The sequence below is a fragment of the Microbacterium sp. NPDC055442 genome, assembly GCF_053644215.1.
This window is the reverse complement of the sequence record NZ_JBSHLF010000007.1, coordinates 1-17689: the sequence shown is the minus strand read 5'-3', so window position 1 is coordinate 17689 and position 17689 is coordinate 1. Positions and strand designations below refer to the sequence as shown.

At 66.3% G+C, this 17689-nt stretch carries 20 protein-coding genes and 2 pseudogenes; 10 read left to right on the top strand and 12 right to left on the bottom strand.

All coding sequences use genetic code 11. The features are described 5' to 3' along the window. Positions 1–24: 24 nt before the first annotated feature. The 3 genes and pseudogenes from ACWIBS_RS14355 to ACWIBS_RS14345 form a co-directional block, all read right to left on the bottom strand. Positions 25–618, bottom strand: coding sequence for a molybdopterin-dependent oxidoreductase (locus ACWIBS_RS14355; RefSeq protein ID WP_376127432.1), 594 nt, complete (start codon positions 616–618; stop codon positions 25–27). Between the two features lie 19 nt (positions 619–637). Further along, complete coding sequence (locus ACWIBS_RS14350; RefSeq protein WP_376127434.1) at positions 638–1588, bottom strand: MFS transporter; 951 nt, start codon at positions 1586–1588, stop codon at positions 638–640. 70 nt (positions 1589–1658) lie between these two features. Next, a pseudogene (locus ACWIBS_RS14345) lies at positions 1659–2021 on the bottom strand (MFS transporter); the annotation flags it as partial. Positions 2022–2193: 172 nt separating this feature from the next. Between ACWIBS_RS14345 and ACWIBS_RS14340 the strand changes: the two are divergent. The 8 genes and pseudogenes from ACWIBS_RS14340 (at position 2194) to ACWIBS_RS14305 (ending at position 8541) form a co-directional block, all read left to right on the top strand. Next, positions 2194–3446 (top strand): IS3 family transposase gene (locus ACWIBS_RS14340; RefSeq protein ID WP_376127435.1). Its coding sequence is split into 2 segments (ribosomal slippage): positions 2194–2476 and positions 2476–3446, totalling 1254 coding nucleotides; the frame shifts between segments, so codons are not numbered across the junction. 18 nt (positions 3447–3464) lie between these two features. Then, positions 3465–3614: pseudogene (locus ACWIBS_RS14335) on the top strand (AAA family ATPase); the annotation flags it as partial. Then, positions 3595–3987, top strand: coding sequence for a hypothetical protein (locus ACWIBS_RS14330; protein ID WP_454137039.1), 393 nt, complete (start codon positions 3595–3597; stop codon positions 3985–3987). The pseudogene ACWIBS_RS14335 and the gene ACWIBS_RS14330, both read left to right, overlap by 20 nt. A 78-nt stretch (positions 3988–4065) precedes the next feature. Next, on the top strand, positions 4066–4629 hold the full coding sequence (locus ACWIBS_RS14325) for a hypothetical protein (protein ID WP_376127439.1): 564 nt from the start codon (positions 4066–4068) through the stop codon (positions 4627–4629). A gap of 100 nt (positions 4630–4729) precedes the next feature. After that, on the top strand, positions 4730–5791 hold the full coding sequence (gene gnd, locus ACWIBS_RS14320) for a phosphogluconate dehydrogenase (NAD(+)-dependent, decarboxylating) (RefSeq protein ID WP_376127441.1): 1062 nt from the start codon (positions 4730–4732) through the stop codon (positions 5789–5791). A gap of 94 nt (positions 5792–5885) precedes the next feature. Then, positions 5886–7253 carry a glucose-6-phosphate dehydrogenase gene (locus tag ACWIBS_RS14315; protein ID WP_282837952.1) on the top strand — a complete coding sequence of 456 codons (1368 nt, stop codon included), beginning with the start codon at positions 5886–5888 and terminating at the stop codon, positions 7251–7253. A 244-nt stretch (positions 7254–7497) separates the two neighbouring features. Then, entirely contained in the window at positions 7498–7998 is a 501-nt protein-coding gene (locus tag ACWIBS_RS14310; protein WP_071044872.1) for a hypothetical protein, read from the top strand. 63 nt (positions 7999–8061) lie between these two features. Next, positions 8062–8541 (top strand): hypothetical protein, encoded by a 480-nt coding sequence (locus ACWIBS_RS14305; RefSeq protein ID WP_376127443.1) that lies wholly within the window; start codon positions 8062–8064, stop codon positions 8539–8541. 16 nt (positions 8542–8557) lie between these two features. Here ACWIBS_RS14305 and ACWIBS_RS14300 read toward each other — a convergent pair whose 3' ends face one another. The 4 genes from ACWIBS_RS14300 to ACWIBS_RS14285 are packed head-to-tail and all read right to left on the bottom strand — an operon-like array spanning position 8558 to position 10779. Further along, entirely contained in the window at positions 8558–9847 is a 1290-nt protein-coding gene (locus ACWIBS_RS14300; protein ID WP_376127445.1) for a hypothetical protein, read from the bottom strand. A gap of 11 nt (positions 9848–9858) precedes the next feature. Then, entirely contained in the window at positions 9859–10326 is a 468-nt protein-coding gene (locus tag ACWIBS_RS14295) for a hypothetical protein (RefSeq protein WP_376127447.1), read from the bottom strand. Continuing rightward, complete coding sequence (locus ACWIBS_RS14290; protein WP_376127449.1) at positions 10319–10570, bottom strand: hypothetical protein; 252 nt, start codon at positions 10568–10570, stop codon at positions 10319–10321. The genes ACWIBS_RS14295 and ACWIBS_RS14290 overlap by 8 nt, the downstream gene beginning before the upstream one ends. 2 nt (positions 10571–10572) lie before the next feature. Continuing rightward, the gene (locus ACWIBS_RS14285) at positions 10573–10779 is read right to left on the bottom strand and encodes a hypothetical protein (RefSeq protein ID WP_376127451.1); all 207 of its coding nucleotides are present in this window, start codon (positions 10777–10779) and stop codon (positions 10573–10575) included. A gap of 243 nt (positions 10780–11022) precedes the next feature. Here ACWIBS_RS14285 and ACWIBS_RS14280 point away from each other — a divergent pair, with 243 nt between their 5' ends. Continuing rightward, entirely contained in the window at positions 11023–11340 is a 318-nt protein-coding gene (locus ACWIBS_RS14280) for a hypothetical protein (protein WP_376127453.1), read from the top strand. Positions 11341–11409: 69 nt separating this feature from the next. Next, positions 11410–12126 (top strand): helicase associated domain-containing protein, encoded by a 717-nt coding sequence (locus ACWIBS_RS14275; protein WP_376127455.1) that lies wholly within the window; start codon positions 11410–11412, stop codon positions 12124–12126. Here the strand turns inward: ACWIBS_RS14275 and ACWIBS_RS14270 are convergent, their stop codons facing one another. The 5 genes from ACWIBS_RS14270 to ACWIBS_RS14250 form a co-directional block, all read right to left on the bottom strand. Then, positions 12127–13401: an AAA family ATPase gene (locus ACWIBS_RS14270; protein ID WP_376127457.1), complete on the bottom strand. Its 1275-nt coding sequence runs from the start codon at positions 13399–13401 to the stop codon at positions 12127–12129. A 50-nt stretch (positions 13402–13451) separates the two neighbouring features. Further along, entirely contained in the window at positions 13452–14609 is a 1158-nt protein-coding gene (locus tag ACWIBS_RS14265; protein ID WP_376127459.1) for a hypothetical protein, read from the bottom strand. Then, entirely contained in the window at positions 14606–14809 is a 204-nt protein-coding gene (locus ACWIBS_RS14260; protein WP_376127461.1) for a hypothetical protein, read from the bottom strand. The genes ACWIBS_RS14265 and ACWIBS_RS14260 overlap by 4 nt, the downstream gene beginning before the upstream one ends. 343 nt (positions 14810–15152) lie before the next feature. After that, entirely contained in the window at positions 15153–16349 is a 1197-nt protein-coding gene (locus ACWIBS_RS14255) for a vWA domain-containing protein (RefSeq protein ID WP_376127463.1), read from the bottom strand. Continuing rightward, entirely contained in the window at positions 16346–17476 is a 1131-nt protein-coding gene (locus ACWIBS_RS14250) for an ATP-binding protein (protein ID WP_376127465.1), read from the bottom strand. Before ACWIBS_RS14250 ends, ACWIBS_RS14255 begins: the two co-directional genes overlap by 4 nt. Positions 17477–17689: the final 213 nt, after the last annotated feature.

The window sequence follows — 17689 nt, the reverse complement described above, 5'->3', positions numbered from 1 at the left end:
GGCGACCCGTCCTGCCCGTATGGGTCACGAGTAGCGCTCCTCCTGCCACGGATCACCGCGGAGGTGGTATCCGTTCCGTTCCCAGAACCCGGGCTCGTCGCTGGGAATCATCCGAATCTCGCGGACCCACTTGGCGCTCTTCCAGAAGTAGAGATGGGGCACGAGAAGACGCGCGGGTCCGCCGTGCTCATCAAACAAGGGCTCACCTTCTGCCTCGGTGGCGATCCAGGCCTGGCCGTTGAGCAGATCCTTGAGGGGCAGATTGGTGGTGTAGCCGCCATGGCTTCGGACCATGGCGTAGTCATAGGACGTCTTGACGTCCTTGAATAGCCGGTCCAGGGAGACTCCGCGCCACGCCATGTCGAGTTTCGACCAGTGGGTGACGCAGTGTATGTCGGCGACGATGTCTTCCACGCCCACGTCTTGGAGCGCGTTCCAGTCCCATCGGTGCTCGTTGCCCGTCTCGGTCGTGATGGTGAACGTCCACTCGTGCGCTCCGATATCGGGCGTCAGGCCAGCGGTCAGGACCGGCCAGTCGTCGACGACTGTCTGGCCCGGTGGCACCCGTGAATCGTCGTCGCCGCGACGCCCACCGAATCTGCTGTTGATCACTCCCATCGGATAGCTCCTTCGTTTGTCACCTGGGTCTTGGGTGTGCTCGTGCGACGCCGACAGCCACGGGGATATCCGACGCTGTGCAGGGCTCAGCCGTGACCATCGTTTTGGTCAGAGAATTCGGCTCGATCACAGTGCGGATCCCGGCCCATGACACGAGAGCGCCCGCACCGAGAAGTGCTGCCGTGACGACAGCGGCGCGGTGAAACCCTGAGAGGTCGATTTGCCCTCCGACGATCACGGCGAGCAAAGCAACAATGACGAGACTGGAAAGTCGGGCAACCGCGTTGTTGATCGCCGACGCGGTTCCGGAGCGTTCGATGGGCACCGAGCCGAGCACGGCGCTCGTCAGCGGCGAGACGGTCACCGTGAGGCCGGCTCCGAACACGATGACGCCAGGCAGCACTTGCAGCCAGTAGTTGAAGTCGACTGACACGGTGAGAAGCATTAGCGAGCCAAGGGCCATCATGATCGGCCCGACGGTCATGAACAGTCGTGGTCCGAAGCGACCACTGAGCGAACCGATGGCGGAACTTCCAAGGATCATGATGATCGTCATGGGCAGCGATGCCAGCCCGGCAGCGGTCGCAGAGAGGCCAACCGACTGCTGCAGGAAGATGGCCAGGGCGAACCCGTTTAGTGACAGGGCTGCGTAAACGAAAATCGTGGCCAGATTTCCGCTCGAGAAGTTTCGCTTCTTGAACAGCTCCAGCGGCACGATCGGGTGTGAACCATATCGCTGCCGGGCGATGAAGGCGAGGAAAAGCGCGGCACCCCCGATCAGGCATCCGAGCACGAGAGGCTCGGCCCAGCCTTGGCTCGGTCCCTCGATCAGCGCAGTCACGAGACCGCCCAGGCCCAAAGCGCATAGCGCCGCCCCGAGAATGTCGACTCGCCCGCCCGTCGGTACGTCGCGCAGTTTCACCACGGCGACGAGGACCAGGACGATCACGATCGGTAGCAGGTTGATCACGAAAAGCCAACCGCCACGACAGGAAGTCCGAGAGCAGTCCGCCGACTATGGGGCCGACAATGGAGGCCATGCTTGTGGCGGCAGTCCAAATGCCGATCGCCCGAGCCTGGGCAGCACCGCGGAACGTGGACGTGATCAATGCGAGCGAGCTCGGTACCAGGAACGCGCCCGCGGCGCCCTGCACGGCCCGGAAACCAACGACCAGTTCCACGGTTGGTGCGAGGGCGATGGCCGTGGAGGCAACCGCAAACCCGACTAGACCTACGCGAAGCACCAGAGCGCGACCCAGCGAGTCGCTGACAGAGCCAGCGACGAGGATCAGCGAACCGAGCGTGACCAGGTAGGCGTTGATCATCCACTGCTGCCCCACGAGACCCCCACCGAGGTCGTCGGTGATTCTGGGCAGCGCGACCGTGAGGACCGTTCCGCTCATGAAGACGACGAACGATGCTCCCACTGCGATCGAGAGCACGAGCCGTTCGTGGCGGGACACACCCGTCACCTTACGCCCAGCCTTCCGGACCAACCAGTCCAACGACAACATTTCCACGTCCTGAGTCACCCCGGTGTGTCCGGAGGGCAGATTCCTTGGAAGGATCTGTCTTATGGGACGTCCCAGTAAGTACCCGCGTGAGCTTCGTGAGCGCGCTGTCCGTATGGTCGCCGAGGTGCGGCCCGATTATCCGAGCGAGTATGCCGCGATGACGGCGGTGGCGGGGATGCTCGGTATCGGTTCGCCGGAGACGATCCGGACGTGGATTCGCCGGCGTGAGGTCGATGCCGGCGACCGGGCGGGTGTCACGACCGACGCGCAGGCCGAGATCAAGAAGCTGAAGCGGGAGAACGCCGAGTTGCGGCGGGCGAACGAGATCTTGAAGGCGGCTTCGACTTTCTTCGCGGCCGAACTCGACCGGCCACACCTGCGTTAGTCGCCTTCATCGAGGCGCACAAGGACCGCCGGGATGGTGGGCTGCGATGGGGTGTCGAGTCGATCTGCGCCGTGCTGAGCCAGCATGACGTGAAGATCGCCCCATCGACCTACTACGACGCGAGGCGCCGCGGCCCCTCACCCCGGGGGGTGTCGGACGAACGGTGGAAGTCGATCGTCCTGGCGACGTGGCAGAAGCAGCGAAAGCTCCTCGGCGCCCGGAAACTCTGGCTGAGGCTCCGTCGTGATGGGCACGATATCGCCCGCTGCACGGTCGAACGCCTCATGCGAGAACTGGGCATCGCCGGTGTGATCCGCGGGCGCCGGAAGCGTCCGGTCGATGCGGACCCGCGGGAGACCAGACCAGCTGATCTCGTCGACCGGCATTTCGCGAGATTCCGCACGAACCAGCTCTGGGTCGCCGACTTCACGTATGTCTGGACATGGTCCGGGTGGGTCTACGTCGCGTTCGTGTTCGACGCGCACTCCCGCCGCATCCTCGGCTGGCGCGCCGCCACTTCGATGACGACACCGTTGGTTCTGGACTGTCTCGAAATGGCGCTCTGGACGCGTCGTCGTGAGGGCATCGCTGGGTTCGCCGGCCTCACCCATCACACGGATGCGGGCAGCGTTTACACGTCGATTTCCTTCACGGATCGGCTCGTGGATGAGGGCATCGACGCGTCCGTCGGCAGCGTCGGCGATGCGTATGACAATGCCCTCGCGGAGTCGCAGATCGGGCTCTACAAGTCCGAGCTCATCCACCACGAAGGCCCCTGGCGCGACGTCGACCAGGTCGAGGTTGCCACCGCGAGCTGGGTGCAGTGGTTCAACACCGAACGCACCCACAGCTCGATCGATGACCTCACCCCCGTAGAGGCCGAGCAGCTCGACTACGCTCACACCGAACCCCTCGAACGAACGGGCTGACACCAGCAAAACGCTCTCCGAACATGCCGGGGTGACTCATTCCGCCTCCTCGAACGACTCTTCCCTCAGATCAACCGGGTCCTCAAGATCAACCAGCTGGACACCATCACGGACGACGTCATCGAGGCCGCCGCCAGCACCCTCGTCATTGGCAACCAGCGACACTAAGCGATCACAGAACACCGCCAAAAAGCGCCAACTCCACAGGGAACCGTGGCGGAGCGTGCACTCGGCCGTTTGGCACTCCGGCGATTTCTTCATCGTTCAGAATGAGCGCGCCAACGGACCCTTCGACACGATGAGCTTCCTCGGATGGGACGCCGACCGTTCGACCTACTTTTCATGGAGCATCGAGAATCACGGATTCGCGCGTGAGTATCTCGTCACCGTCGACGGAGACGTCTGGACCCTCACCGGCGACGAGGAGCGCGCCACCATCACGTTCAACGATGACGGACGCACTCAAACCCATCACTGGGAGTTCAGGCCGGAAGGCGAGTGGATCACGCTCTGCAATCGCGTTGCAACCCGCATCACCTGAGGATCCGCCGCCCGAGTGTCATGACAGCATGAGTGCGTGACAGAGTCCACACCACACGAAAGAGGGGTTTGACCGACCATGCGCATCAACGTGGATGAACTTCTCTTGGGCGTCGCCGGGGTCTCAGCGACCTTGCTCGGAACATTCATTGTGGGAGTGTTCTTCTATATCGACACCGATATGCACCGCCGACTCATGGCGTCGGATACGGCCGATCGCTATCTGCGTTCGGGTGTGCGTTGGGTCTTCGTCGTCTACGCGTTGGCACTCTTCGCATCATTGGCTCTCGCGGCGTTGGACACGATCTGGGGTGCCGCGGCGTTCATCGCCCTGAGTGCGATATTGGCGGTCTCCACGGTCGACACGGGGCGGCGAATGTTGATGAAGGGCGGATCCGGCGATTCGTCGGCACTCCTGGTCAATCAATGGACGAGCACGGCGGCCGTCGTCGTGTTGATCGTTCTTCCCTGGATCATCGGAGGATGGGCGCCTCCCACGTCCGCTTTCGTCCCGTCGATCCTCATCGCCCTTGCCGCTGGCTTCACAAGCACAGCGGCCTTGATCATGTCGCAATTCGATGCAACCGCAGCGATGGTCGATTCGAGTGGCCCAGACCACGAACCGGAGATTGCCGAGTCGTAGACGAGCTCGGTCTTCCCCGGTGCTATTTCCCGGGACGACCTCGCCGTAGACTCCGGTGATCCGCCGCCTGGGTGGGGTCGATCGAGTAATCGGAGGAAGCATGCGGCTGGGAATGGTCGGCCTCGGCCGGATGGGTGCGAATCTCGCGCGGAGGCTGATGCGGGACGGTCACGACACCGTGGTCTTCGACGTCGCCGAAGCGGCGGTCACAACTCTCGAAAGTGAGGGGGCGGAGGGCAGCCGCAACATCGAGGAGATGGTTGCGAAGCTGCCGGCGCCACGTGTCGTGTGGCTGATGATCCCCGCAGGACTCACGGGAAAGGTAGTCGACCAGGTCGCCGATGTACTCGAGCCCGGCGACATCATCATCGACGGCGGCAACTCCAACTACAGAGATGACGTCCGCCGGGCCGCGAAGCTGAAGGAGCGTGGCATCCACTACGTCGACGTCGGCACGAGCGGCGGCGTGTTCGGACTGGAGAGGGGCTACTGCCTCATGGTGGGCGGCCCCGACGAGGCGGTATCGGTGATCGAGCCGATCCTCAAGACGATCGCACCCGGGCCGGGCGAGATCCCTCGAACTCCCGGTCGGGAAGGCGACTACGCGCCGGAGGAGCAGGGCTACCTGCACTGCGGGCCGTCGGGCGCGGGGCACTACGTGAAGATGGTGCACAACGGCATCGAGTACGGAATCATGGCGGCGCTGGCGGAGGGGCTGAACATCCTCGACAACGCGGATGCCGGCATCCGAGAGTCCGAGCATTCCGCCGAGGTCGCACCACTGGAGGAGCCGGAGTTCTACCAGTTCACGGTCGACACTCCGAAGGTCACCGAGCTGTGGCGTCGCGGATCGGTCATCTCCTCATGGCTGCTCGACCTGACGGCTGCGGCGCTGGAGGAGAATCCGACGCTGGACGGTCTCGCGGGTCGCGTGTCGGACTCGGGCGAGGGGCGATGGACGATCAAGGCCGCTGTCGACACCGGAGTGCCTGTCCCGGTGCTCGCGGCGGCACTGTTCGAGCGCTTCGCCTCCCGCGGTGAGGATCACTACGCGAACCAGCTGCTCTCGGCGATGCGCCTGCAGTTCGGCGGGCACGCCGAGCTTCCCGCCGGTGACGTGCTGGAGGCCGGCAGCCGGAAGGCGGACTCCGCCAGCGCGTGACCTCGAGCGTGTACCGGGATCCAACCGGCAGCACCGGAGGGGCTCGCGCACGAGGGGCCCTCGCGCCGGACGACCACGACCTAGCATTGGGGCTGTGACCAAGCGTCGAGCACCCAAGAGCGTGAGCCTGTTGATTCTCGGAGCCGGGGGCGACCTGACTAAGCGCCTGCTGCTCCCGGGGCTGGCGAGCCTGCTGTCGTCGCACGACTACGACGTGCAGGTGATCGGCGCGGCTCGGGAAGAGCGCACGGACGCGGAATGGCGGCAGCTGATCCGCGACAGCTTCGCGCTGGTCACCGATCCCAAGAACGCCGACCGCTACCTCGAATCCGCCCGGTATATCACGGGAGACGTGACGGATGCCGAGCAGCTTCGCAGTCTGATCGCGGCGTGCGACCACACGCCGATCATCTACTTCGCCCTGCCGCCCGCCGTCACCACCAAGGTGTGTGCCTCGCTGCGTTCGCTTGACCTCCCCGATGGCACTCGCCTCGCGCTCGAGAAGCCGTTCGGCACCGATTTGAAGTCTGCGCGCGCGCTGAACCGACAGATCGCGCAGCTTGTGCCCGAAGAGCAGGTGTTCCGCATCGATCACTTCCTGGGGATGTCGATGGTGCTGAATATCCTCGGCCTGCGCTTCGCGAATCAGTTTCTCGAGCCGGTGTGGAACAGCCGCCGCATCGAACGCGTCGAGATCGTGTACGACGAACTGCTCGGACTCGAGGGGCGCGGCGGCTACTACGACCACGCGGGTGCCCTCGTCGACATGCTGCAGAGCCATCTGCTCGAGGTCCTCGCGCTCGTCGCGATGGAGCGGCCGCCGCGGCTGAACGAGGTCGAGCTCCGATCGAATGCCTCCCAGGTTCTGCGCGCCACCCACGTGTGGGACGACGATCCGGCTACTTCCAGCCGCCGGGCCCGCTACACGGCCGGCAAGGTGGGCGAGCGATCGATGCCTTCGTACACGGATGAACCGGGGGTGGATCCGGCGCTAGAGACCGAGACGTTCGCGCAGGTCACCCTCGAGGTGGACACCGCGCGGTGGCATGGCGTGCCGTTCGTGCTGCGGTCGGGCAAGGCTCTCGGCAAGTACGTGACTCGGGTGCGCGTGCACATGCGGCCGGTGCCGGCAATCCCCGGGTTCGGCGGCGCTCCGGCGCCCGACTGCATCACGCTTGATCTCAAGTCGGGCTCAGTCGAACTCGATCTGACGATGAACGGAAGTGGCGACGCGTTCACATTGGAACGCAGCACCCTGGTTGCGAAGAAAGAGCTGGGCGACCTGCTCCCCTATGGTCAGGTGCTGCAGGGCATCGTCGAGGGTGACCCGCTGCTGTCGGTGCGGGCCGACATGGCGGAGGAGAGCTGGCGCATCTTCGAACCGGTGCTGCGCGCCTGGCGGAATGGCGAGGTCCCGCTCGAGGAGTACACGGCCGGCTCCCTCGGCCCGAAGGGCCGGTAGCTCGGATCCGCGCGGGCAGTTCTTCCGATCCGAACCGCCTACAGCTCCACTGCTAGTTGGCGGAATGTAGGAATCCGCCACTTCGCGTGGATTCCTTGTCCGTAAGTCGCTGTCAAATACCGTGGAATAGCGGAAACCTTCGCCATTTCGGGCGGGAACCTACAGAAACATCTTGGGTTGAAGAAGTGCTATCTTCGAAACGAGTGACAAAGAAGACCCATCTTCACCGGATGAAGGAAGAACAATGATCGTCGTGAATCTGCGCAAGTCCTACCGAGAGGTGCTCGCCGGCCTCAGGGATATGGAGGACGCCACTCTGGGCTGGTGGGCCGGGGTGACCGATGAGGCTGTGGAACGCTACGGCGATGTGGTCGTCGGGGTTTACAACGACCAGGTGGTCTCCGTCTATGACGTGAAGTCGCATGAGCGCCAAGAGGACGGCCGCGTCTACTTCGACGCCGAGGAGTCGGTGGAGTTCGCCTCGTTGGTGGGGCAGAAGAGCCCCGTCAAGCCGTGGGTCCGTGGCCAGGCGCGTCCGATCCAGTACGTCGACACCGACGTGGTTCGTCACGGTGACGCGCCGATCGAGGAGATCCAGGATCACCGTCGCGCTGTCGTCAGCGGATACGTCCTGACAGTCGACGCCGACGGGATCGCGACGGTGGAGCCGCCCGAGGGTGGCGTGGTCATCGTTACGGCTGCTGGTTCGAGCGGCAAGCTGCTCTCGGTGCCGGTTCGTGGTTGAGCTGATGCGAGCGTCCGTGCATCCTCGGGGGATTGCGCTCGCCGTTGCGGAAGTGGACGGCGAATGAGCTCGCTTCAATTGCCGGCTTCGTGGGATCGAGCTGGACTCGAGGAGGTGGGCTTCGCTGGCTTCGTCGCCTTCGCCGAGCTCAACACAGCCAATGTCCCCCGTTCCCCCGGCATCTACCTCGTGCTGCGAACAGCGAGCACACCGCCTCACCTACTCGAGGTGACCAGAGCACGCGCCGGAGCGGCTTACCCCCTCGAGGACTTGTCCGCTCGATGGATTGAGGGCACGCCGGTGGTCTACATCGGGAAGGCCGAGGCAAAGGCCGGCGGGCTGCGCAAGCGACTGGGCCAGTTCGCGCGAAAGGGTGCCAGTCATCAGGGTGGACGGTCCATCTGGCAGCTGGCTGATCAGGACGAGCTGCTGGTCTGTTGGGCCACAACTCCTGACGAGTCGGCAGAGGCTGTCGAGATCCACTACCGCGCAGTGTTCGCGGAGCGGTATGGGCGCTGGCCCTTCGCCAACAGGAAGCGGTAACCGGTGCGTGATTGACTCACGCAGTCTGTGAGGATGCTCCGCGGTGGGGCTTGAGCTGCATGATCCGATCAGCCTTGCCCTGTTCGATCGCCGCGGGCACCTCGCCCTTGCGGGCACCCGACCGCCCATAGAGCAAGATCTTGATCCCTGTCTTGGAGACCTGCGCGTCGGCGGCGATCGAGAGGATGGTCATGCCCGATGCCATGAGTTCTCGAACGCGTTCGCGCACGGGCTCAGCGGGGACACGGGGAGCTTGTGCGGGAATGCCCGCTTGCCGTGCTCGTCGTCGTTCCTCGTTCAGCGACGCATCCGCGCAGGAAATCTCGGCAGGGCAGTTCGAACGGTCTTTGCAACCGAGCTGGTAGCCATAGGCCGTGCCGTGATGTTTCGTCTCGATGTTCTGACCCTGCCGCCCGGCCACCCATGCGCGGTGGTACTGACGGCCTGCCTCGATGCATTCCGGGCGATCACACCCTCGAGCCCGGCAAGCGTTCGTCCCATGGGGCTTCAGCTCGCGCGGCGCCGCCGGCGTCCGCTTCACGAGGCGGTGTTGCGGCCGGCGCGGACGGGCAGGCGGTTCTGGCCTCGCGGACGCCGCATGCTCCTCCCACGCCGCCAGGGCACAGTCATACTCCGTTCGTGCGGCATCCGCTGCAGCGGAGATCGCTCCGTCCAGGGAGATCCCTGTGCTCAGGGCGATCCGGGTTTGCTCGAGCATCAGCTTGGCGCTGCGCAGAGTTGCACGGCCCCGCCGGCGATCGGCCGCCCATCCGGCCAGGTCTGCGACGTGCGCGTCAAGCGCGGAGCGATACTCCTCGAGCGCTCGCCGCCAGTCGGCCGCCTGCTCAACGGGGAGTTCGGCAGCGAGGGTCTCAGCGTTGGAAAGCCAGGCATATCCGGGGTGCACCCTTGGTGCCGCGGATTCGGGAGCTACTGGGGGTGACACCGCTGGGGTGGCGCGTGTCGGAAGTGCCACCGCGGGCGAAGCGCCGCGGCCGCGGGTGGACGATGGCTTCCGGTTGGCGGCGCGCGCTCGTGTGGTTCGCGCCTCAGCGTGACGGTCCGCGTGGGTCGCGGCTCGGTCGCGTTCTCGGACGCTGTCTCGTTCTGCTGTCTCGCGGGCGATGATCTCCTCGAGCGGGGTGCCGACGTCGATGAGGCGTTTGAAGCTCCAGTCGCCCGCGTATCTGGTGTGGATGTCGCGACAGCTGATCAGCGCGGGGCAGGCGGCTCCGCGGCATCCTTCGGTGAATCCTCGAGGTGTGCCGTGGGGGAACTGGTCGCCGATGATGTCGATCGTGTGCATTGTGCTGCTCGCTATCCGCGCAGAAGCTTCGTCTGCACGAGGAAGAGCAGTGCTGCGCGCTGGCTGTGGTTGAGGCGGGAGAAGTGTGCGGCGAGGGTGTCGAGGGCGGCGATGAACTCGTCCGGGACGCCGGCGAGCTCTTTGCGCGCGCGTGACTCGTTGGCGTCGCGTTGGTACTCGGCACGGTCGGTTGTGCGCCACTCGTTGATAGCCGCTTCGTCGTGCCATGCGCCGGAGATCTCGGGGGCGTACTGGCCCGCAGTGTAGATGTGGTCCGGTTGGCCTGCGGGTCGGTGGACGGTGACGATCGCGCCAATAGGGCTGGACGCGTAGCGCTTGAGTGTCCCGACCTGCCGCCCGGAATCGAGGATGTTGCCCACGATGGGGCGGTACCAGTGTGCGAGCTTTCCTGAGGCTGCTCGCGCTCGGCCGATGTAGACGAGCTGCTCGGTGCTTGTGGCGGGGTTGGTGTCATCCATGGTGGCTCCCTGTCAGGAGAAGCGCCGGCGGCGTGTGCTCGAGTGCGGGCTCGTCCACGTGCGGGAGGGAGAGGAGGATCGCAGTGGGGATGAGAGGGATCGCCGTGACCGGCGGTGCGGGCAGCTCTCGCGCGCACTCCATCTCGAATCCGCAGTTGCCGCAGCTGTAGGTGCCGTAGTCGTCGACGACGTCGTCCGGGATGTACATCGGGTTCGGCTCGTCGCACATGATGCAGCGCCGCATGATCAGTCCTCGACGATCCGCTGCATGGTGTCGACTATGGTGACGCGGTCCGCGGCGGGCACCGAGATCGTGCTGGTGAGCACGTATCCCGAGCGCCCGTAGTCGTCCAGCTCCTCCTGTCGCCGAGCAAGCGCCTGGTTCGTCTGAAACTCGGTGTTCGCCTCGGTGCTGAGGGCTGTTCGGATGCATCCGAAGAATGCTCTGCTCATCACTCACTCCATCTTCTTTGTATCTCTGACAGTTACAAAGTATCACGGGCCACAGACATGCGGCGAGCGGAAAGCCGAGGGCATGCCAGTGCTCACCTATAAGGGGTGGAAGCGGGCCGGAAAAGTCGACAGGTTGCTACAAGTGGTCGTGGTCGTGGTCGTGGTCGCGGTGGTGGCGGCGCAGCCCGCGATGTCGGAGCTCCTCGATAGGCTGACACTGTCAGAGATACAAAGGGAGCAAAAATGACGAAGTATCAGGAGCAGCTCGCCGATGATGTGAGCCGGCTGCGCACGGTCGTATCCGACGGCGTCACGAAGCGCACCGTCGTCACGCTGTCGGAAGGTGCCGCCGTCGAGGTGAGCGATGCGACGGAACACTTTTACGGCGTCTTTCCGTTGGTCGGGACAGTCACCGTCGGCAACGGTGTCGGGATTCACCGTGATCCGCACACGGGAAAGCCATGGTCGGCGGAAGAGGAGCACAAGCTCGAGGTCGTCGTGAAGCGCGCGTATCGCGTCGCTCGTGGCGCTCGAGCTCGAGAGGCCGCCCGGTCGCTCTAGTCCAACCCGGGATGTCGGTACCGCCCGGTAACGTGTCTAGTTATTCCGGCATAAGGGTGGTGCGAGACGATGGGCGATGTCCAACGCGAGATGGGGCGCACGCAGGAGGCCGCGTGGACGACGTTCCTCGACGAGCTCGACTGGTGGATTGGGCAGCACGGTGAAGCTCGTGTCCCACAAGCGGCCACGAGCCGTATCATCGCGGGCGTCCCGTACCCGCTCGGGCAGCGCGTGAAGAATCAGAGGATCCGGTACCGCCAGGGCACGCTGGACGCTGTCCGGACACGCGAGCTCGAGGAGCGTGCCGGCTGGTCCTGGAGCGGATATGCGTCCCGATCCGCGATGATCTGGGAACGGCGCATCGCCGCACTCCATGATTACGTGTCGGAGCACGGCAGCCTGGACGGGCTCGAGGCGGTCGACTCGCTCCTCTCCCGATGGCTCCGCGCTCAGCGCGAGGCAGCACTGACGAACTCCCAACGCCGCGAGCTCGGGAAGATCCCCGGTGCGCTCGAGCAGCGCAAAGCGAGGCTCGAGGAGTTCCTCACCGCGCTGCGCGGATGGATCGCGGCCGAGCCAGATCGCGACGCCGGCGACGTGCGATTCAGCACCGTCTTCCAGATCGGACGCCAAGTCATTCCGATCGGCCGGCGTGTGGCCTACTGGCGATCACGCTACAAGGCCGGCCAGCTCGATGAAGTCACCACTGCAGCGATCGCCTCGCTGCCCGGATGGGATTGGACACACCCGACACAGCGCCTTGCTCCCGCCGTCGTCGAGCAATGATCACGCCGCAGTGAGTTGGCCCAGCAGATCGGCGTGCGCGCGCAGGATGCGTGCGTCCGGGCGCTCTCGGAGCGCGTCGCTGAGCAGATCGCCAGATCGCTCGTCGATGATCACCGTCACGTGCGCGCGGTGCCGGGAGAGGGCGACACACAGGCGGCCGAGGTCGAGGGCGAACGGCTCGTCAACGTGATGCCCGAGAAGCGGATGGATCGCCACGACCGCCTCTCTCTGTAGACCTTGCGCCTGATTGATCGTGCCCACGAACACATCGGGCAGGTCGGCCAAACCTGCCGCGGCGAGCGCGGCCTGCTCGACATGGGGAGCGATGACGGCGACGTCGGCGGGAGTCAGCGGTCGGGACTCCCCGGGGGTGTTGACGGTTGCCGTCGCGATGAGGTCGCGGACGGTCTGAGTGGCGGTGAGGATCACGCGTGGATCGGCGGTGCCGCCCGTGGCGGGGAGCGGAGTGGCGCGGTATTCGGGGATCGGCTGGCGGTCGATTGTGAGGTTGCGTGGGGGCCGTGCGGACGTGAACGGCAGTGACGGGTAGAGCGGTGCGAGCAGGCTGGCGGTGTCGGGGCCGAATCGCCAGGTCTGGGGGAGTCGGAGGCGGGCGACGTCGGGGCCGTGCGCGGCGATGAGTGCCTGCGGTGCGGGAGTCTGAGGGCCTGTAGGGGATGCGTCCCAGCGGCGGGTGGCTCCGGTGACGACAGGAGCGATCTGACCAGGGTCGCCCACGAGGACGAACTGGTCGGCGAGGGAGCCGAGCGCGCCGAGGTCGGCGAAGGTGAGTTGGTAGGCCTCATCGATCAGGAGCACGTCGAAGTGGGTGCTGCGGTTGAGGGGCATCCACAGCCAGCGTGCCGTCGTGGCGACGATGACGCCCGCTCCGGGTTGCAGGTGACGGGCATTGGTGACGGCGACATTCGCATTCAGGGTGCGGGGTCGTTCTTTCTCGGCATCCACTTGGAGGACAGTTCGCGCTCCGGTGACGGCGGTGCGGTTGGCGACGTCGATGCTCTGCGCGCGAGTCTGCGCGGCTATCGCGACGGTCATCCCGGCGCGGGTGTGGAGTTGGTGTGCGAGCCGGGTGATCAGGTGGGTCTTTCCGGCTCCGGGAGGAGAGTCGATGACCACTGCGGCGTCGCCGCTCCACACAGCGAACAGGGCTTGCGCGAGCGTGGGATTTCTGAGGTGCTCGGTTGCGTGGGGCGGCTGCGGTGCCGGGGCAGGCGTGGGGGCTGTCGTGGTGGTCGCGGCCGGTGCTTTCCTCATACCTTCACGCTACTAGTAGCCTCCGACACCGGCAGAAGTAGACAGCAGTGTCATCCCTCTGCGGCGGCGACGATCACGTCTAGCGGAACGTCACCACGGCGAGGGACCGGGTTGCCGCGACCGGCGATCCAGTTGGTGCCGCGCCGATAGCCCGCGGCGGCGAGTCGCCGGGCGTTGGCTTGCATGTTCGGATCGACGCGGCCAGGTCGAAGCGTCAGCCGGTCGCCCGCTTTCAGATCGCCTCCCCGGCGAGGCAACCCGCTGATCGTGATGGTCAGGCGTGCGGTGGTGTCGATGCTCGCCGCGCTCACGCTCCCAGTGAGGCAGGAGACTGCCCCCGCGTTCACCGGCTCTCCAAGCCAGGCAGTGACCTTGCTGTCCACCCGCAGACGGCTGAGAGGTCGATCAGCGGCGACCACGACCGACGCCTCAGATCGGTCGATGATCGTGCCAGGAACAACGGTGCCGTCATGGGCCGCGGCGAGCGCGACGAGGGGGTCGTCGAGCCGGATGGATTCGTACCATTCGGCGGCGTGGGAGCGTCCGATCAGGCCGAGTGCGGCGTCGATGCGGGTGTCCTTGACCCACCAGGGGCGACCGGCGCTCAGGCGGTGGGTGTAGCGCTGCCAGGAGGCGGTGTCGAGGATGCTGGCGTGGAGGATGCCTGGTAGGAGCGGGCCGGAGCTTGTGCGGCGTGCGAGGTCGAGGAGCCGTTGCGGGCCGGTGGTCGTGACGCCGAGCCACTGTCCCCAGGTGTCGATCTCGCGCTCGCGGTCGGGGTGGACGCCGAGAGTCCAGCGCAGCCGTGCGGTGTCGGTGACGATGTGTACGGCGTCGGTGCCGGGGTAGTCGCGGCGCTCGTCCCACCAGCCGATCACGGGTGATGCGTCGGCGTCCGGGTACGCACGGGCAAGCGCGGTGAGGGTGGCGAGGTCGCGAGAGGTTCCGACCACGACCGGGCGACGGGGAGCGGTGACGGTTGCTCCGAGGGAGGAGAGCGCATCCAGGCCTGCCCGGTCGGTTCCGGTGATCGTGCGGCCGGTGGTGTCGTCAGCGGCGGCGAGGTAGACGTGCTCACCGTCGGTGTCCACGGTGACGGCGATGCCCCCTGTGGGCGGGATCGCGGGCGCGTAGGCGGCGATGGGGACGGGGGTGGCGGCGAGCGCTGCGCGAAGCCGAGCCCCGAGGTCGAACTGAGCGCGGCTCACGCGGTCACCGTCCCATCAGGGGCGGGGAGGGTGGTGTCTGCCACGTGCCAACCGGAGCGGATCGCGGCGGGGGTTCGAGGGTCGCCTGCGGTGGCGGTCAGGTCGTTCAGGACCGCGCCGAGGTCGGTGCCCGCGGCGACGCAGATGCGTTCCGCCAGTTGCGCGAGTGTGTGATCCAGGGTCCGTCTCGATCCGGTCATGGTGCCCTCCTCTTGCCTACTTCCAACCTACAAGGAGCCACCGACACCGGGAAAAGTAGACAACACCGGGCCGAGTCTGTCGACTCGATCAGACAGATCCACCCCTTGTAGGTGGAGCACCTGTACGGAGGGAAACGAGATGAGCCATCACCAGGGCGACGGAGTCGTGAGATCGCCGCGGCATCGAGGTCACCACAACGATGGGTACTACTCGCCCACCAGCCTCATCGGACTGGTGCGCGCCTCTGCGGTCGTCATCGGCGGGAGGCTTTTCTTGTGGGGTGGGGTCTTGCGGATCGTGTACTGCAGGAGGCCGAAGACGCAACCGATACCTGAGGATGGGTCAGAGGGCGGCGGGGACGTGGATGCCGCGCGCCCAGGCGGGGAGCCTTCGCATCCCGTGCTCGCGAGTGATCACAGCGATGAGGCGGGCGCGGGTGGGGCGGGGAGGCCAGGGGGTATCGCCGTCGGTGATGACGATGATCACGTCCGGGCTGGGGGTCAGTGACTCCGCGGCAGTGATCCCGACCGTCATGTCTGTTCCGCCGCCGCCGATCAGTTGAACGTCGCGTGCATGTCGCACGTTGCGGGCGCGGTCAGCGTGAGCGTCGCAGGCGATCACTTGGACCGTGCCGCCCACCGCTTTGATGACGCCGCCGACCTCGCTGAGCGCCGTGTCGAGGTCAGCGCGCGTCATGCTTCCCGACGTATCGATGACCACTGCCGCCGTCACCCGCGGTGCGCGCATGGCGGGAGTGACGATCCGGGGGAGGCGTCGTCGTCCAGGTCGGGTGTAGGTGTAGGTGATCCGGCCCGCGGTGAGGGCGGCGGCGCGGCGCACCATTCCGGCGAGCACCTTGCGCCAGGGAACGGTGGCCGGTGCCAGTTCCTTGCTCGCCCATCGCGCCATGCCAGCGGGGACGGTGCCGCGCCCGGAGGCTACGGTGTCGCGAATGTCGTGGGCGACCTTTCGGCGGGTGATCGTCACCTGTCCCTCGTCCAGGCCGGGCATCTGCGCGTCGCCTGGGGACGGCTCCCAGGGCTGTCGTGGGTCACCTGCGCCCGATCCGCAGCCGACGTCGGTCTGAGGCGGCTGAGGCGCGATAGCGGCGTAGTAGGACTCCTCGATGCCCGCATCCGGCAGACCGAGGCTGGCGGGGGTGACGACCCATTCCGGGAGGGGCAGGCCCGCGCGCATCAGGTCGTCGTTGATTGCGGCGTCCGCGGCGAGATTCCAGCGATCGTGATCGACGGGACCGGGGAGGGAATCGGCGCGGCCCGCGTGGTCGCGGATCAGGTGGCAGACCTCGTGTACGAGCACGGCACCGCTCATCTGCGGACCCCATTCGGCGAGCGTGGCCGGATCGGCGTACAGCCGCCAGAACCTGTCCACGGCGAAGGTCGCGAGGCCGACCGCGGCCAGCGGTCGAACGGAGAACAGCGCGTGCGCGAGGTAGGGCGCGGATTCGACGGCGGCCAGGCGGGCGGCGGCGAGCATCCGCCGCTCGTCGGCGGTCAGGGGGCGGATCGTCGGGTTCATGCTGCGACCTCCTGCGGGATCAGACCGGCGTCGCTCAGGATCGCGAGGAACGCTTTCGCGCTCGCCGGGGGACGGGTGCCGGTTGGGCGGGACTTGAGCAGCGCCCTGGCGTTCGCCGCGGCCACGTCCTGCAACCCGGCTGCCGCGGCGACCGCGAGCGGGGACCAGGCCGACAGCCAGCCTTTCTTCGTGCCGTCTGCGGTGGCATAGGCGGTGACAGCGGTGAGTGTCGCCCACGCGCGGGACGGTTCGAGACTCTCCCAGGGCACGGATGCCGGGTCGGCCAGCACGTCGGCAGGATCGGGCAGATCGTTCAGCGCACGCCAGGCGATGTACTCCGTGGCCGCGCCCTCTCCGACCAGGCCCGTCGTGGCCAGGAGTGTCGCGGGCGTGTCGCCGGGATCAAGGAACGCCAGCACGTCGGCAGTCATCGTCCAGGTGCGGTGTGAGGGCCACGCACGACCGCTCGCGGCATCCTCGCTCGGAAGCATGTGGAGCATGTCGGGGCGGGTGCGGATGAAGGACGCGACCTCAGCGCGGCTCGCGGCTCGCAGGACCGGAGAGTAGTCGAGCACACGCCCGGACGCGGGGAGTTGGAAGCCGGCCACCATGCCGTCGATCCAGTCATTCGTGGACGGCTCGTGATCGATGTGCAGGAACCGGTTGGCCATGGGCGCGGCCAAGTCCCAGCCGTCCGCGGCCTGCTCGGGCGGGTTCGCCGCCGCGACGATGCGGACTCCTCGGGAGAGGGTGAGATCGCCCACAACACGATCCAGCACGACCCGGAGTGCCGCGGCCTGTACTGCGGGCGGTGCGGTGGTCAGCTCGTCGAGGAACAGGTAGCCCTCGTCGGCCATGGCAAGCCGTGTCGCCCAGGCGGGCGCGGCCAGTTCGACGCCAGTGTCCTGCACGACGGGGAGGCCCGCGAAATCGGCTGGCTCACGAAGCGAGGCGATCACCGTCTCCATCGGCAGCCCTTCTGCCTCCGCCAGCCCCGCCAGCAGGGACGACTTGCCGACACCGGGCTTGCCCCACAGCAGCACGGCGACGCCCGCGCGGCCCGCGGCTCGCATAACGGTCAGGAGCGGGTTGCTCTCGCGGTTCAGGGTTGGCAGGTGATTGGTCATGGTGCCTGTCCTCTCAGCAGTCGTGGTCGGCGTCGTAGCCGTAGGTGATGCCCGCGGCGAAGTCGGGACCGTAGGTGACCGCGTAGTAGTCAGCGACCTTTTGGATTGCTTCTGTTTCGGTCATGGTGTGTCCCTTCCTGGGGTTTGTATCTCTGACAGTTACAGACTACGAGGGGGGTCAGACATTGGGGACCATGGGCGGCTGGTTGGGGT

Coding starts and splice junctions, on each gene's coding strand:
- ACWIBS_RS14355 (WP_376127432.1), bottom strand. CDS start 618: ATGGGAGTGATCAACAGCAGATTCGGTGGGCGTCGCGGCGACGACGAT.
- ACWIBS_RS14325 (WP_376127439.1), top strand. CDS start 4,066: ATGCGCATCAACGTGGATGAACTTCTCTTGGGCGTCGCCGGGGTCTCA.
- gnd (WP_376127441.1), top strand. CDS start 4,730: ATGCGGCTGGGAATGGTCGGCCTCGGCCGGATGGGTGCGAATCTCGCG.
- ACWIBS_RS14310 (WP_071044872.1), top strand. CDS start 7,498: ATGATCGTCGTGAATCTGCGCAAGTCCTACCGAGAGGTGCTCGCCGGC.
- ACWIBS_RS14305 (WP_376127443.1), top strand. CDS start 8,062: ATGAGCTCGCTTCAATTGCCGGCTTCGTGGGATCGAGCTGGACTCGAG.
- ACWIBS_RS14300 (WP_376127445.1), bottom strand. CDS start 9,847: ATGCACACGATCGACATCATCGGCGACCAGTTCCCCCACGGCACACCT.
- ACWIBS_RS14295 (WP_376127447.1), bottom strand. CDS start 10,326: ATGGATGACACCAACCCCGCCACAAGCACCGAGCAGCTCGTCTACATC.
- ACWIBS_RS14290 (WP_376127449.1), bottom strand. CDS start 10,570: ATGCGGCGCTGCATCATGTGCGACGAGCCGAACCCGATGTACATCCCG.
- ACWIBS_RS14285 (WP_376127451.1), bottom strand. CDS start 10,779: ATGAGCAGAGCATTCTTCGGATGCATCCGAACAGCCCTCAGCACCGAG.
- ACWIBS_RS14280 (WP_376127453.1), top strand. CDS start 11,023: ATGACGAAGTATCAGGAGCAGCTCGCCGATGATGTGAGCCGGCTGCGC.
- ACWIBS_RS14275 (WP_376127455.1), top strand. CDS start 11,410: ATGGGCGATGTCCAACGCGAGATGGGGCGCACGCAGGAGGCCGCGTGG.
- ACWIBS_RS14270 (WP_376127457.1), bottom strand. CDS start 13,401: ATGAGGAAAGCACCGGCCGCGACCACCACGACAGCCCCCACGCCTGCC.
- ACWIBS_RS14260 (WP_376127461.1), bottom strand. CDS start 14,809: ATGACCGGATCGAGACGGACCCTGGATCACACACTCGCGCAACTGGCG.
- ACWIBS_RS14255 (WP_376127463.1), bottom strand. CDS start 16,349: ATGAACCCGACGATCCGCCCCCTGACCGCCGACGAGCGGCGGATGCTC.
- ACWIBS_RS14250 (WP_376127465.1), bottom strand. CDS start 17,476: ATGACCAATCACCTGCCAACCCTGAACCGCGAGAGCAACCCGCTCCTG.